Genomic DNA, 14,104 nt, shown 5'->3' with positions numbered 1-14,104 from the left:
GGAGAACCACACGTGAGCGACACGGTGATCGGTGACGGCCTGCTGGCCGGCGCCCTTGCCCAGCGCCCGCCGTCGATGCTGGTGGTGGCGCGCGACGGCTGGGACACCGGCGACTGGGCCGCGGCGCACGACAGGGGCGAGCCCTGGCTGCCGGTGTGGACCGAACTCGACCGGGTCGTGATCGGCCCGCTCGTACGACCCGGCGAGCACGGCTGCGTCTGGTGCGTGCAGAAATGGCGGTCCAGCGCGCCCCGCCGCGACCCGTGGACCACCGAACTGCTCGACGACGACAGGATCGCGGCCCGGCCCTCGCACTGGCTGTCGGCGTTCGCCGCCGAGACCGTGCGCGAACTCGTGCACGCGGGCGCCGCCAGGGACTGCTGCTGGTACCTCCAGCTGCGCGACCTGTCCCTGACCCGGCACCCGTTCCTCCCGGACCCGCTGTGCCCGGTGTGCGGCTCGCCCCCCGAGGACACCGCCGCCCGAGCCACCATCACGCCGCGGCCCCGGCCCAAGCCCCGGGCGCGCGCCACCAGGATCCGCGACCTGTCCGAGCCCCGGCTCAGCCGGCTCTACGTCGACGCCGAGACCGGTGTGGTCGCCCCGCCGAGCGGACTGCGCGACACGCTGTTCCCGCTGGCCGAGGCGGTCCTCACCGAGTACGGCTACCGCGGCGAGGCCGGCTTCGGACGCGCCCAGGACTTCGCCTCCTGCCGGGCCACCGCGGTCGCCGAGGCACTGGAACGGCTCGGCGGCCAGTGGCCCTGGGGCAAGCGCACCACCGTACGCGGCAGCTACGCCGAACTCGCGGACGACGCCCTGGATCCGCGCTCGCTCGGCCTGCTCCCTCCGGATCGCTACCAGGAGCCGGACTGCCCCTACCAGCCGTTCACCGAGGACACCGTGGTGTCCTGGGTGTGGGCGTACTCGTTCCGCCGGGCCCGCCCGGTGCTCGTCCCGGAGACGTACGCGTACTACCGGACGGAACTGCGGCCGGGCACACGGGCGGACAAGCCCTTCACCTTCGAGATCTCCAACGGCTGCGCGCTCGGCGCCTGCGTCGAGGAGGCGGTCCTGCACGGGATCCTGGAGGTCGTGGAGCGCGACGCGTTCCTGATGACCTGGTACGCCCGGATGCCCGTGCCGGAGGTGGACCTCTCCCGGGCGCCGGACCCCCGCGTCGGGCTCGTCGTCGAGCGCATGGAGCGCAGCGGACACCGGGTGCGGGTCTTCGACACCACCCTGTCCGAGGCGATTCCCGCGTTCTGGGCGGTCGCACAGGACACCACATCGGACGACACCCGGCCGGGAGTCGTCTGCACCAGCGGGTCCGCCCTCGACCCCCTCGCCGGCGTCCTCACCGCGCTCGGCGAACTGGCGCCCATCGTCGAACAGGAGACGCGCCGGTACGCCGAACAGGTCGAGCGCGCCAGGAAGATGGCCGCCGATCCCGCACTGGTGCGCGTCATGACCGACCACGCGCTGTGCGCGGCGACACCCGAGGCCCTCGACCGCTTCTCCTTCCTGCTCTCCGGCGACCGCCTGATCGACTGGGACCGCGTCGGCCGCCGGCCCTGGCCGTTCCACGCCGACCTGCGGGACGACCTGACCGAGGCCGTCGACCGGATGCTGGCCGGCGGCATGGACGTCGTGGTCGTCGACCAGACCTCGCCGCTGCACGAGGCCGCCGACCTGCACTGCGTGAAGGTGATCGTGCCCGGCGCCCTGCCCATGACCTTCGGCCACCGCAACCGGCGGGTCACCGGACTGCCCCGGCTGCGGGAGGTGCCCCACCGGCTCGGACACGCGCCACGCCCGCTGACCGACGCCGACGTCAATCCCCACCCCCACCCGTTCCCATGACCGACCACGCCACCACGTTCGGGGTACGCGTCGCCTGCCTGCCCGCCACCGTCCTGGACCGACTCGTCGACCAGCGGCTGCGGCACGCCCTGCTGGCGGCGGCGCGCGCGGCGGTCGGGCTGCGAGCCGACGCCGCGGCGCTGTCCGACCGCTACTACGCCGTGATCGGGGCGCTGGAGGACCCCGCCGCCAAACCGCACCTGGTCGCCCTGCGCCGGACCGTGCACCAGGGACGCGATCCGGCCCGACTGCTCGCCCAGCCCCTGGTCGCCGCCGCCCTCGGCGAGAAACTCGCCGCAGACACCGCTGAGTTCGCCCGGGCGGCGGCCCGGTACCGCGCCGACCGCGCCGGACTGCCCGCCCTGCTGGCCGCGGCCGACCGGGCCGTCCACGCCCATCTGCGCGACATCAGCACCGATCACCGCTTCGACCAGGGCCTGGCGCACGCCAGCCCCACCCTGCGCGACGTCCTGCGGCGGGGGCCCGGGCGGCAGGAACTCATCCGGCTGGCCGCCTACACCGCGCGCGCCGCCGTGAAGACCAGCCCCTTCAGCACGTTCACCGCCAGCGGCCTCGGCCGCTTCGTCCCGCACGGTCCGGCACTGCGCTGGACCGCCACCGGCCGGCCGCGCTCGGTCGTCGCACTCGACCTGTCGGCTCTCGCCCCGCTGGCCCCGGGGCCCGACGGGACGAGGGTCCGGGTCAACCCGAGCGCGCGACTCGTGGCCGGCGACGTCCGGTTCCTCGGCCCGGCACCGGCCGAGGAACTCCTCACCCTCGCGCTGACCCCGCCGCTGCGGCACTGCCTGCGCGCCGCAGCCGCGCAGCCGACGCTCGCCGAACTGACCGCGGGCATTCCCGCGCCACCGGACGCGGCGGCCGGATACGTGCGCTCCCTCGTGGCCGCCGGACTGCTCCTGCTCCGACCGGACCTCGACGAGCACGGTGCCGATCCGCTCGGACGGCCGGCCGACCGCGACCCCGGCCTGGAACGGATCCGGGAGGGCCTGCGCGCCTACGAGAGCGCCGACGGATCCGAACGGGTCGCGCTCGGCCCGGTGCTGACCGAACGCCTGGAGGCCGTGGGCATCAGCGGCAGGCTGCGGGACGTCGTGACCGAGCAGTCGGTCGTCCCCGGAGTCGTCCTCGAGGCGGGACTGCCCTCGTGGCAGGACACCCTGGATCACCTGGCGGTCGCCTGCCGGCTGCTCGCGGTCTTCGACCGCACGCTGCCCTTCAAGCTGGCGATCGCCGCGTTCGTCCGGGAGCACTTCGGCACCGGCGCACCCGTGCCCTTCGACCGGTTCTACGACGCACTCGTGCACAGCGGTCGCGCGGCCATGCGCCTGCACCCCGCCGCGCTCGCCTTCGGCACGAGCGGGCTGACCGAGACCCTCCTGGCCGACCCGGTCGCGGAGGTACGCCGGCTGGCCGGCCTGATCGCCGACGTCCGGCGCGCGCTGCCCGACCGGAAACGGATCGAGCAGGTGCTCGACGCGCTGCCGGCGTGGGTGCGTCCGGTCGGGTCGGTCGCCGTCTACGCCCAGTACGGCGCGGGCGAGTTGGTCGTCAACACCGTCAACTCCGGCTTCGGCCGCGGCCGGTCCCACGTCCGCCGTCTGCTGCGCCTGGCCGGGGACGACCCGCTCCCGGTCGACGCGGTGTACCCGGCCGCACCGACTTACGCGGAGTTCCCCCAGACCCTCGCCACCTCGCTCAACCAGCGCGAACTCACCCTGCCGTACCGGCTCGACCACCCGCCGCCCGCGCGGCTGACGGTCGGGGTGGGCGACGACGGGCTGCCGGTCCTGTGCGACGGCGCGGCGGCGGTCCGCCCCGTCCACACCGGGTTGTCCTACGAGCGGCAGCTGCCACCGGTCATGGCCCTGCTGATCGAGGCGTTCGGCGAGAACCCCACGCTGCTGCGGCCGGACCAACCGCTGCGGCACGACGCCGCCGCATCCGCGAGCGCGCCGGGACGCGTCCTGCACGCGCCCCGGCTGAGCATCGGGCCCGTGGTGCTCCGACGCGCCACCTGGGTGGCGCAGCCGGGGACGCTTCCGCGCCGCGCGGCCGGCCAGTCCGACGCGGACTTCCTGCTCGTGCTGGCGACCTGGCTGGCCGAACACGGCATCCCACCCCGGTTCTTCGTGTCCGTGCTGCGGACGGGCGCCCTGACGACGGGCCTGGTCGCCAAGGACCGCACCCGCAAGCCGATGTTCGTCGACATCGGCTCACCACCCCTGGTCCTGGCCTTCGAGCGACTGGCCAGGGACCCGGCCGACGCGGCGGTCCTGCACGAGGTCGCGCCGGAGCCGGAGACGGCCGTCGTCGACCACCAGGGCCTGCCCCGAGTGACCGAGTACGTGATCGAACTGAACTGCCAAGGAGATGGGGCATGACGGAGTCCTCGTGGCGCAGCGTGAACGTCTTCCACCACGACAGCGACCGGACCGGCCTGCTGCTCGACGCGGTACGCCCGTTCGTCACGGCGGTGGCCCCCGCGGTGTCCACGGTGTACTACCAGCCGCACTGGAGGCGCGGGCCGCACGTCCGCATCCCCGTCCGGGCGAGCGAGGAAGCCTTCGCCGACGTCGTCGCACCGGCCGTCACCGGCATCCTCCAGGAGTACCTGCGCGCGCATCCGTCCACCGCGACCCTGGACGAACGGGCCGCGCACGCCCAGCACGTCCGGCTCGCCGAACAGGAGCGGGAGCGGGGGCCGCTGACGCCCTGGGCACCCGACAACAGCGTCGAGATCGGGCCCCACGACCAGCGCCTCCACGTGCTCGGCGGGCAGGAGGCGGCGGACCTCCTCGCCGCCTACTACGCCGACACCAACGAGGTGGTGTTCGACATCCTCGACTGGGTCCGGGACGGCGGCTCCAGGATGGCGCTCGCCGTGGACCTGTTCATCGCGGTGGCCAACCGGTTCCTCCCGCCGGTGACCTACGGCTACATGTCCTTCCGCGGGCACGCCGACGCCTTCATGGCGAAGATGCCCGACGGCCTGCGCGACCGGTTCGACCGGGTCTACGAGGCGAGCGCCCGGCACTTCCGGCAGCGTGTCGTAGAGATCACCGCGGCCGCCGACTTCCACGACGTCCTCCCCTTCGGCGCCCTCCTGGACACCCTGCTCCGCTACCGCGCCCAGGCGGCCGACCTCCTGGACCGCGGAGAGCTGACGCTCAACACCGACGAGAAGGGCGACCCGGAGGCGTGGGGCTCGACCTGGGGCGCCTGGTCCGACCGCAGCCCCTTCCACCAGGCACTCGGCGGCCACCGGGCGGCGGCCGAGCAACTCGGCGGCTGGAACACCTTCCAGCAGTACCGGGTGGTGCTCAACTGGCTGTATCTCAACATGTACCGGCTCGGCATCGGCGAACTGGAACGCAACCTCGTCTGCCATGTGGTCTCCCGCGCCGTCGAGGACGTGTACGGCGTGAGCGCGATGGACCGGATCCAGGACCTGATCGGCTTCGTCGACGAGGGAGGCCGCCTGTAGGGGGGCGGCCGCGCAGAGCGGACGAGGAGTCGGTGGGAAGGCGATGGAGAGGGGGCGCGGACAGCATGGTGTCGACCCGATCGGACGGGTCCAGACCATGAGGAGTTCACATGACCAAGGTCATGACGGCGCTCGGTGACCGGATGCTGGGCGCGCTGCTGAAGCAGACCAGGGCCGGGGCCTGCGTGCCGCCGGACTACTGCGGTGTCGTCGCCTGTACCTCGCGCAGTGGCTACTGCTCCGGCGGCTGGTGGTGGCAGCCGATGTGCAACGGCTACTACAACTGCACCGGCGCCTGCAAGGGCACGGGTGGTCTGCAGTACAACAAGAAGGTCGCGTACGGCTGCTGACGGCCCGAGGCGCGGGGCGGGGGTCCCGCAGGCCCCCGCCCCGCGCCTTCCCTTCGACCGGACTCGAGAGGAACCCCCATGCTCACCACGCTCATCGTCCTGGCCGTGCTGCTCGGCGTCGCCACCGCGGCCAACCTCGCCCTGACCTTCGCGGTCGTCCGCCGGCTGCGGGTGCTGGAGGAGGGAGGCACGAGTGCCGCCGCCGTGCTGCCCTCAACCGGCACCGCCGTCGCCGAGTTCAGCGCCGTCACCACCACCGGCGAGGAGGTGACCGCGGCCGACGTGGCCGGCGGCGACGCCTTCGCGGCCTTCGTCATGGTCGGCTGCACGCCGTGCGGCAACCTGATCGAGTCGCTGGCCGGCGGCGCGTCCACCGGGGCCGAGAACCCGTTGTTCTTCGTCGTGGGCGACCCGGAGAGCCAGGAGGCCCGGCGGATGGCCGGCACGCTGGGCGCGATCGGCCGGGTGGCCGTCGTCGCCGAGCACTCCTCCGCCACCGCCGCGTTCGGCCGGATCGGCGCCTTCCCCACCCTGTTGCGGCTCAAGGACGGCGTCATCGCCGCGGCCGGTCACGACCTGGGCGACGTCGTCCTCCCGGCGACGGCCCGGCCGGCGGCCACCGCCACCCGTCCGGCACAGGCCGAGGAACTGGTGTGACCACAGCGGTCGCGGGCCGGGTGCGGGCGGCCGCGGCGGCCCTGCGGCTGGGCTGGCGGGCCTCCCCCCGGGGCGTGCTGCTCCAGCTCCTCCTCGCCCTGCTCACCGGGGTCCTGCCCGCGGTGGTGGCCTATGTTGCGAAACTCCTCGTCGACGCCCTCACCGGGGCGGGCGGCCCGCACGCGGCCGACGGCACCCGAGTGGCGTGGCTCGCCGCCGCGGGCGCCGTCCTCACCGGGGCCACGGCCGTCCTGAACCACCTGTCGACGCTGGTCACCGCCCTGGTCGGCCGGTCCGTGAACCTGGAGGTGCAGGACCGGCTCTACGAGCGGGTGAACGCCTACCGCGGGCTGCGCCCCTTCGAGGACCCGGCCACCCAGGACCGTATCCAACTCGCCGAGTCCGCGGCCCAGGGCGCCCCGCACGACGTCCTGGACTTCCTGCTCGACCTCGTCCGCAGCACGCTCACGATCGCCGGATTCCTCGGCACGGTACTGGTGTTCTGGCCGCCGATGGGAGGCCTGCTCGTCGGGTGCGTCGCGGTGTCCGTCCTCGGACAGGTGCGCGCCTCCCGGGCGATGGCCGACACGGCCGCCGCCGTGGTGCCCACCACCCGGCGGCAGTTCTTCTACCGCAGGCTCCTCACCGACGCCCGGGCGGCCAAGGAGATCCGGCTCTTCGGCACCGGGCCGCTCTTTCGCCGGCGGGCGCTGGACGGGCTGCGCGAGACGACCGGCGCGAGCCTGGCCGCGCTGCGCCGGGGGGTCCTCGTCCAGTCGGGACTGGCGTCGGTCACCGCCGCGGTCGCCGGTGTCGCCGCCGTGGTCGTGGCGCGCCAGGTGCTCGCCGGCCGGATCACGCTCGGCGACATGACGCTGTTCACCGCCGCCGTGGCCGCCGTCCAGGGCGCGCTGTCCGCGATCGTGATGCAACTCGGCCGCGCCGAGGAGGCGTTGCAGCTCTTCGGCCACTACCTGGCGCTGATCGGCTCCCCGCCCGACCTGGAGGACGGCGACCGGGTGCCGGCGCCGCTTCGGCAGGGCATCACCTTCGAGGACGTGTGGTTCCGCTACACCCCGGGCGGCCCCTGGGCGTTGCGCGGCGTCGACCTGCACCTGCCGCACGGCCGGGCCGTCGGCCTGGTCGGGGTGAACGGCGCGGGCAAGAGCACGCTGGTCAAGCTGCTGTGCCGGTTCTACGACCCGGAGCGCGGGCGCATCCTCTGGGACGGCGCCGACATCCGGACGATGCCGGTCAAGGAGCTGCGGCGCAGGATCGGTGCGACGTTCCAGGACTTCATGACGTACGACCTGACGGCCGCCGAGAACATCGCCCTGGGCGCCCCCGAGCACCTCGGGGATCTCGACCGGGTCCGCGTCGCCGCCACCCGTGCGGGCATCGACCGCGAACTGAAGGGGCTGCCGCGCGGCTACCGGACCCTGCTCAGCCGCGCCTTCACCGACGAGGACGAGGAGAGCGGAGTTCTGCTGTCCGGCGGCCAGTGGCAGCGGGTGGCGCTGGCCCGTTCCCTCATGCGCGAGGACGCCGAACTGCTGATCCTGGACGAGCCCAGCTCGGGCCTGGACGCGCTTGCCGAACGCCAGGTCCACCAGGCGCTGCGCCGCCACCGGGCCGGACGCACCAGCCTGCTGATCTCGCACCGCCTCGCCGCGCTGCGGGAGGCGGATCTGATCGCGGTGCTCTTCGAGGGGCGGGTCGTGGAGCGCGGCAGCCACGACGAACTGATCCTGCTCGGCGGGCGGTACGCCGAGCTGTTCGCCGCACAGGCCGAGGGGTACCGCGACGACCCCGATCACCCCGACGGCCCGGGGGACCTCGCGCGGCACCCGGTGCCCACCCCCGTACCGACCCCCGCCCCCCGCTCCGCCACCGAAGTCCCGGACGTCCCGGAAGGTGCCCGATGAACCCGATCCCCCTGCCCGCGGCGGCCCTGGCCGTCGGCGCCGCCGGCGTGCTGGCCGGGGCCGCCGCCTGCGCGCTGGCGCTCCGACGGGCCTTCGTGCTGGTCACCGTGGAGGGCGGCAGCATGGAGCCCACCCTGCTGGACGGAGACCGCGTGCTCGTCCGCCGTACCAGGGCGTTCCGCCGCGGCGACGTGGTCGTCATCCCCGTCCCGGACGGGCCGCGCGCTCCTCGCGAGGTGCCCTGGCTGGTCAAGCGGGTCAGCGCGATCGCCGGCGATCCGGCCGCGGACGGGTGTCCCGCGGTGCCGTCCGGTCACCTCGCCGTCCTCGGCGACAACCCGCGCAGCCTGGACTCCCGGGCCTTCGGGACCGTTCCCAGCCGGACCGCCCTGGGCGTCGCGATCCGCCGGATGGCCCGCGACGGACGCCCCGCGCAGTCCCTGAACCGCCCCCGGAGGATCGCATGACGACCGTTCAACTCGCCGCACGGGTCCTGCTGGTGGTGGTGTTCGGGGCCGCGGCGATCAACAAGGGCCGCGGCCGGGCCGCCCTGGCCGCCTTCACCGCCGACCTCGCCGACTTCCGTTGGCTGCCCGCGGGGCTGCGGCGGCCGACGGCGGTCGCGGTGGTCGGCGCCGAGGTGCTGGCGGTGGTGCTGCTCGCGGCCGTGCGGCAGGCCGGGGCCGCGCTCGTGCTCGTCCTGCTGGCCGGCTTCACCCTCGCGACGCTGCGTGCCGGACGGGCGGCGGACTGCCGGTGCTTCTCGGCGGCCTCGCGCGCGGCCCGCGGGAGCGCCGGGGCCTTCGTCCTGCGCAACTGCCTGCTGGCCGCCGCGGCGCTCGCCGCCGCGCTGGCCCCCGGCGGGCCCGCGGGTCCCGCGCGGATGGTGGCGGCCGTCGGGGCGGGCGTGGTCGCCGGCACCCTCGTCGTGCGGTGGGACGACCTGGTCTACCTGCTGCGCGGCCCGGCACCGGCGGCCCGTCCCTGACGTCGCGCGGCCACCGCGCGACGCCGGGGACGGCGGGTCACAGGCCGGTGCAGCGGCGTGGCGGCCGAGGGCGGAGCGGGTGGGCGCAGAGCCTCGGCGACCTGGCGAGGACGGAGGCGGGGTGCCCGATCTGCCTCCGCAACGCCGGGTCGCCCCGCAGGACCGCGCCCTCCAGCTCCGCCAGCGCGGGACCCGGGTCCAGCCCGAACTCGTCCGCGAGCAGCGCCCGCAGCCGCCGGGCCACCGCCAGGGCGTCGGTCTGGCGGCCGCTGCGGTACAGGGCGAGGACGAGCCGCTCGGCCAGCTGCTCGCGCGCCGGATACCGGTCCACCAGGGCCGTCAGCTCGGGGATCAGCTCCCGGTGGCGGCCCGCGCCGAGTTCGATGTCCGCGAGCAGTTCGTACGCGGCGAAGCGCTCCTCCTCCAGACGGGCCCGGAAGGACTCCACGAACGGTGCGTCGATCCCGGTCAGTGCCGCTCCGCGCCACAGGTCGAGCCCGGCCCGCAGATGGCGGACGGCCTCCGTGTGATCGCCCCGGTCGGTGAGCCGCCGCGCCTCGGCCACCTCGCGGCCGAAGTCGGCGGTGTCCAGGTCGTGTCGGCCCACCGCCAGGCGGTAGCCCCGGTCCAGCGAGGCCAACGGCACGGCCGTCCCGTCGCCTTGGGGGAGCTGTTTGCGCAGGGCGGACACCGCGGTGTGCACCTGGCCGCGAGCGCTGCGCGGTGGACGCTCGCCCCACAGCGCGTCCACCAGCTGGTCGATGCCGACGCGACGGTTCGCGTTCAGCAGGAGATAGGTCAACACCGCCCGTCTTCGCGGGCGTTCGATGTGCAGCACCTTGTTGCCGACGAATACTTCCAATGGTCCAAGAACCGTGTAGCGCATGATCCCCCCGTGCCGCTGGCTCTACGCGACTCCCGAACTCCTGTTCCTGCCAAGGGAGTCGGGGCGATCTTAGGCCGAGGTCTCATGTCTTGGAACCGTCGTTCGCCGAAAACCTCGCCTCAGTCGCCGTACACGCCGACGTCGTAGAGCGAGTAGCCCCAGCCGGTGCCGCGCTGCAGGCCGTGGACGCGGACGTACCGGGCGGCGGTACCGCTGAAGCGGGCCGTGTCCAGGCCGCCGTCGCCGCTGGTCGTGGACCAGGCGGTCCCCCAGTTCACGCCGTCGGTGGACAGTTCGACGCGGTACGACTTCGCGTACGCGCGCTCCCAGTCCAGGGTGACGCGGCCGACCCGGTGGGTCGCGCCCAGGTCGATCCGCAGCCACTGGTCGTCGCTCCAGCCGCTGGCCCAGCGGGTGTCGCGGGTGCCGTCGACGGCGCGATCGGGCGCGTAGCTGACGAACGGGTTCCACTCGGTCGAACTGGCCGTGGCGGGCGCTCCCCTGGCCAGGTCCACCGATGCCTGGTGGTGTTCAGTGGCGCCCCAGGTGCCCAGGTACGACGCGGCGCCGCGGAACAGGTCGTCGACCACGCTCTGGCCGCCGGGGGACTTGCGGATGTCCTCGATCCAGTCCGGGACGAGACCGTAGTGGGCGGCGCCGTCCGTGTTGAAGTCCCAGGTGCGCTGCCCCGTGGTCTGCCGGTCGACGAGGGAGCCGCCGTCCACGCTGCGGAACGGGTAGGTGACCTTGTGCGGGGCGTCCGCGCCGCGCGGTCCGGGCCAGCCGCCCACGCCGTTCATGTCGGTGCCGTAGCCGTAGCCGACGCCGTACTTGTCACGCAGGGACTTGGTGCGGTCGGCCTCGGCGACGAATCCCTCCGAGCCGTGCATGTACTGGGCGACGAAGCCGCCGAGACCGTAGACCCGGTCGGTCCAGTCGCTGTCCATCCAGCTGTGCGAGGAGAGCACGCCGGGGTAGGAGGCCGACTCCATGATGTCGAGCACACTGGCGACGCCCTTGACGCTCATGTGGTCGATCTCCAGCATCATCTTGCGTTTCATCATGCCGCGCACGGCGTACTCGCCGAGGCCGGTGAGCCCGCGGCTGTTGCACTGGGCGTCCTGCGCGTACGACGGGACGCCCACGCCGGGCGGCAGCTTCGCCTCGGCCTCGGGGGCCGCGGCCGACCCGATCGGGTTGTCGTGCTGGGGGCCGGCGCACTTCTCGGTCTTCCAGAAGGTGCCGGTGGACAGGAACTGCCCGACGTTGATGGCGGTGCCGAGCGAGCCGGAGTCGAAGCGCACGCCGCACAGCGCGTTGTCGAACTTGTGGCACAGGAACATGCTGCGCACACCCAGCGAGTACAGCTCGTCCAGGCCCCGGTCGATGTCGCCCTTGTCGCACTGCGGGACGTCCAGGATCATCTTGCAGCCGAAGGGCTCGGAGGTCTCCACGCCCAGGACGACCGCCAGTTTGCCCTGCTCGATGACCTCGCGGGCCTGGGCGCTGTCGGTGACGACGCGGAACCAGCCCTTGCCCGGGCCGCCGTACATCCGGTCGACGTAGGCCTCAAGGTCGTAGGTCATCCGGGCCTGGAGCCTGAGCGAGGTCATCTCGTCGCAGCTGCGGTCCTTGAAGAAGTAGACCGAGCAGATGACTCCGTTGGTGACGAGGTCGTTGACCAGGACGCGCTGGCCGCCGCGCCAGGCGCGCTCGACCCAGGCGTAGTAGTTCTGCTGGTGGGTGAGCGAGTCGTGGGCGGGCCAGTCCTTGAAGGTGGGCCAGCCGACCGGGTCGTGCCGGCCGTCGCCGCCCTTGGTGATGAAGTCGAAGACGGCGAGGGAGCCGTCGGGGTAGTGCTCGGGGCAGTCCTTGAGCGCGTCGGCGACACCGGCCTCGGAGAACACCTTGCCGCAGATGAGGCGGCCGCCGAACGCCTCGTTGGCGAACAGGTGGTCATGGGCGTCCACGAAGCCCCGCACACGGCCGTCCGGACCGGTCCCCGTGAACGGTGCGCCGGTGACGCCGATCTGGGAGTCCGGGGCGGGCCGCGCGACCGGGTCCCACCAGGTGCCGCCCGCCGCCGCGCTCTGGCTGGGGCTCAGCGTGAGGGACAGCAGGAGGAGCAGCAGCGACACGAGGGTGACGTGTGCGCGTGCGCGGTACGGGCGACTGGTCGGGGTCACGGCCCACGTCCCTCGGTCGGCGGGGACGCGCGGTCGACGGTCCGGGCCGGCCGACGTCCCCGTGGACTTGGCTTGACATTGTCATGCTCATCGCGAGATACGCCCCTGAGGATCGCCGTCGCGGTATGCCGAGTCAAGGGGAACGCACAGCTGGTTCACAGCGGTCGGGGTCGAGGAGGGCCCCGGCGTCCGCCCGCCATCGGTTCAGGTCAGGTCAGTTCGGCGGCGAGCAGATCCATCAACAGGCCGTCGTGCCAGCTCCCGTCCGCGCCGCGCTCGTACGACCTCATGACGCCGACCGGCCGGAACCCCGCCCGGCGGTAGCAGGCGATGGCCGCCGCGTTGTCGGCCGCCGGGTCGATGACCAGGCGGTGGTGGCCGTGGCCCTGGATCAGATGGCGGGCAAGCGTCCGGACGGCTTCGGTGCCCACGCCCCGCCCGTGCACCGCGGGGTCGAGGAAGACGTCGATTCCCGCGTGGCGGTACTCCGGGTCGTCCTCGGCGTACCACTGGATCTGCCCGACCACCCGCCCCTCGTGCTCCACCGCGAACACCTCGGTGTCCGCGTCGGCGAGGTCGCCGGCCACCTCCGCCGCCAGGTCCGGGCCGCCCCGCCACCACCGGCGTACCTCGGGTGTGGCCCGGATCGCGGCCAGCGCCGCCACGTCCCGCTCCTCGGCGGCCCGCAGGACGACGCCCAGCCGGCCGTGCAGGGTCGGCACATCGGAGCTCATGCCGCAGAGGCTACCCGTACCTGGCCCGGGGACCGTGGCGCGGCGCTCGGGCCGCGACGTTCCCGTGTCCGCTCACACACGCTCACACACCTCGGATGTCGCCACCCATGCATACGTGTCCGACCCATGGGCAATCGGAGGTGAAGTCGTAGCGAACAGATGACGGACGACTTCAAGAAACCTTCCGGCGGGCGGAGCCCATGAGCACCACCAAGAAAGATGACGGAAACCACGAGAGCGGAAGCCGGTCCGACGACGCCGAGGAGGAACGCCTTGATCTGCCGACGGTGATACGTCAGGCGGGTGTTCAGCTCTCCGCGTTGTTGCAGCACGAGACGGCGGCCGTGTCCTCGGTCAGAGCGACGGACGACGGCTGGTCGGCACAGGTCGAGGTGGTCGAACTGGAAAGGGTGCCGGACACGATGAGCGTCATGGCGACCTACCACATCGAACTCGACGCGAAGGGCCGCCTTCTCGCCTATGAGCGGATACGCCGCTATGCACGGGGCCAGATCGACCGCCGCTGAGTCGGCGCGGAAGAAAGCCCCACAGATCTACGGAAGGAGTGGTCACCATGACCGTCGTTCAACAGAGCAGCGCCACCTCCGGTGGAAGTGGATCAGGAAATCTCTACGACGTCCTCGAACTCATTCTGGACCGGGGACTCGTGATCGACGCGTTCGTGCGGGTGTCTCTCGTGGGAATCGAGATACTCAAGATCGACGTTCGTGTCGTCGTCGCCAGCGTGGACACCTATCTGCGGTTCGCCGAAGCGTGCAACCGCCTCGATCTGGAATCGGGCCGCAAGGCCCCCAGCAAACTCACCGACCTCGTGGGCGACATGACGGAGAGCGGCGCGAAGGGCAAGTCCAAAGGAGCGCTGACCGGAGCGGTCGAGGCGTTCACGGAGTCCCTTCAGGGCGGTCGCGACGAACCCGAGGAAGAACCCCGCAAGCGCGCCCCGCGCAAATCGACGTCCAGCCGCCAGTCCAGCCGCCGCGAGGAGTAAG

13 protein-coding genes are annotated in these 14,104 nt (G+C 73.1%); 10 read left to right on the top strand and 3 right to left on the bottom strand.

Annotated elements, in window-relative coordinates; genetic code table 11:
- The first annotated feature begins 12 nt into the window (after nt 1-12).
- The 8 genes from AB0C59_RS17765 to AB0C59_RS17730 all read left to right on the top strand — a co-directional run bounded on the left by AB0C59_RS17765 (nt 13) and on the right by AB0C59_RS17730 (nt 9,288).
- Nucleotides 13-1,863 (top strand): TOMM precursor leader peptide-binding protein, encoded by a 1,851-nt coding sequence (locus AB0C59_RS17765; protein WP_363005437.1) that lies wholly within the window; start codon nt 13-15, stop codon nt 1,861-1,863.
- Complete coding sequence (locus tag AB0C59_RS17760; protein WP_363005435.1) at nt 1,860-4,265, top strand: lantibiotic dehydratase; 2,406 nt, start codon at nt 1,860-1,862, stop codon at nt 4,263-4,265. The genes AB0C59_RS17765 and AB0C59_RS17760 overlap by 4 nt, the downstream gene beginning before the upstream one ends.
- Nucleotides 4,262-5,368, top strand: coding sequence for a thiopeptide maturation pyridine synthase (locus AB0C59_RS17755; protein WP_363005433.1), 1,107 nt, complete (start codon nt 4,262-4,264; stop codon nt 5,366-5,368). The genes AB0C59_RS17760 and AB0C59_RS17755 overlap by 4 nt, the downstream gene beginning before the upstream one ends.
- A gap of 110 nt (nt 5,369-5,478) precedes the next feature.
- Entirely contained in the window at nt 5,479-5,718 is a 240-nt protein-coding gene (locus AB0C59_RS17750; protein WP_363005431.1) for a hypothetical protein, read from the top strand.
- A gap of 78 nt (nt 5,719-5,796) precedes the next feature.
- Complete coding sequence (locus tag AB0C59_RS17745) at nt 5,797-6,375, top strand: hypothetical protein (protein WP_363005429.1); 579 nt, start codon at nt 5,797-5,799, stop codon at nt 6,373-6,375.
- Nucleotides 6,372-8,300 carry an ABC transporter ATP-binding protein gene (locus AB0C59_RS17740; protein WP_363005427.1) on the top strand — a complete coding sequence of 643 codons (1,929 nt, stop codon included), beginning with the start codon at nt 6,372-6,374 and terminating at the stop codon, nt 8,298-8,300. Before AB0C59_RS17745 ends, AB0C59_RS17740 begins: the two co-directional genes overlap by 4 nt.
- Nucleotides 8,297-8,767 carry a S26 family signal peptidase gene (locus tag AB0C59_RS17735; protein WP_363005425.1) on the top strand — a complete coding sequence of 157 codons (471 nt, stop codon included), beginning with the start codon at nt 8,297-8,299 and terminating at the stop codon, nt 8,765-8,767. The genes AB0C59_RS17740 and AB0C59_RS17735 overlap by 4 nt, the downstream gene beginning before the upstream one ends.
- On the top strand, nt 8,764-9,288 hold the full coding sequence (locus tag AB0C59_RS17730) for a MauE/DoxX family redox-associated membrane protein (protein WP_363005423.1): 525 nt from the start codon (nt 8,764-8,766) through the stop codon (nt 9,286-9,288). Before AB0C59_RS17735 ends, AB0C59_RS17730 begins: the two co-directional genes overlap by 4 nt.
- A 37-nt stretch (nt 9,289-9,325) precedes the next feature.
- On the opposite strand, the gene AB0C59_RS17725 is transcribed toward AB0C59_RS17730, so the two are convergent.
- The 3 genes from AB0C59_RS17725 to AB0C59_RS17715 all read right to left on the bottom strand — a co-directional run bounded on the left by AB0C59_RS17725 (nt 9,326) and on the right by AB0C59_RS17715 (nt 13,094).
- Complete coding sequence (locus AB0C59_RS17725; protein WP_363005421.1) at nt 9,326-10,150, bottom strand: BTAD domain-containing putative transcriptional regulator; 825 nt, start codon at nt 10,148-10,150, stop codon at nt 9,326-9,328.
- A gap of 143 nt (nt 10,151-10,293) precedes the next feature.
- On the bottom strand, nt 10,294-12,360 hold the full coding sequence (locus tag AB0C59_RS17720; protein ID WP_363005419.1) for a discoidin domain-containing protein: 2,067 nt from the start codon (nt 12,358-12,360) through the stop codon (nt 10,294-10,296).
- A gap of 209 nt (nt 12,361-12,569) precedes the next feature.
- On the bottom strand, nt 12,570-13,094 hold the full coding sequence (locus tag AB0C59_RS17715; RefSeq protein WP_363005417.1) for a GNAT family protein: 525 nt from the start codon (nt 13,092-13,094) through the stop codon (nt 12,570-12,572).
- 200 nt (nt 13,095-13,294) lie between these two features.
- On the opposite strand from AB0C59_RS17715, the gene AB0C59_RS17710 reads away from it, so the two are divergent.
- On the top strand, nt 13,295-13,621 hold the full coding sequence (locus AB0C59_RS17710) for a gas vesicle protein (protein WP_363005415.1): 327 nt from the start codon (nt 13,295-13,297) through the stop codon (nt 13,619-13,621).
- Nucleotides 13,622-13,668: 47 nt separating this feature from the next.
- Complete coding sequence (locus tag AB0C59_RS17705) at nt 13,669-14,103, top strand: gas vesicle structural protein GvpA (RefSeq protein WP_363005413.1); 435 nt, start codon at nt 13,669-13,671, stop codon at nt 14,101-14,103.
- Nucleotide 14,104 lies beyond the last annotated feature (1 nt).

The organism is Streptomyces sp. NPDC048664 (assembly GCF_040650555.1).
Classification (GTDB): Bacteria; Actinomycetota; Actinomycetes; order Streptomycetales; family Streptomycetaceae; genus Streptomyces.
The sequence above is the reverse complement of the archived record's forward strand: the minus strand, read 5'-3'. Positions and strand labels throughout refer to the sequence as shown.

Excerpts from the sequence above, each read along its gene's own strand:
- AB0C59_RS17735 (WP_363005425.1), top strand. The coding sequence starts at position 8,297 with ATGAACCCGATCCCCCTGCCCGCGGCGGCCCTGGCCGTCGGCGCCGCC.
- AB0C59_RS17710 (WP_363005415.1), top strand. The coding sequence starts at position 13,295 with ATGAGCACCACCAAGAAAGATGACGGAAACCACGAGAGCGGAAGCCGG.
- AB0C59_RS17745 (WP_363005429.1), top strand. The coding sequence starts at position 5,797 with ATGCTCACCACGCTCATCGTCCTGGCCGTGCTGCTCGGCGTCGCCACC.
- AB0C59_RS17750 (WP_363005431.1), top strand. The coding sequence starts at position 5,479 with ATGACCAAGGTCATGACGGCGCTCGGTGACCGGATGCTGGGCGCGCTG.
- AB0C59_RS17715 (WP_363005417.1), bottom strand. The coding sequence starts at position 13,094 with ATGAGCTCCGATGTGCCGACCCTGCACGGCCGGCTGGGCGTCGTCCTG.
- AB0C59_RS17760 (WP_363005435.1), top strand. The coding sequence starts at position 1,860 with ATGACCGACCACGCCACCACGTTCGGGGTACGCGTCGCCTGCCTGCCC.
- AB0C59_RS17705 (WP_363005413.1), top strand. The coding sequence starts at position 13,669 with ATGACCGTCGTTCAACAGAGCAGCGCCACCTCCGGTGGAAGTGGATCA.
- AB0C59_RS17730 (WP_363005423.1), top strand. The coding sequence starts at position 8,764 with ATGACGACCGTTCAACTCGCCGCACGGGTCCTGCTGGTGGTGGTGTTC.
- AB0C59_RS17755 (WP_363005433.1), top strand. The coding sequence starts at position 4,262 with ATGACGGAGTCCTCGTGGCGCAGCGTGAACGTCTTCCACCACGACAGC.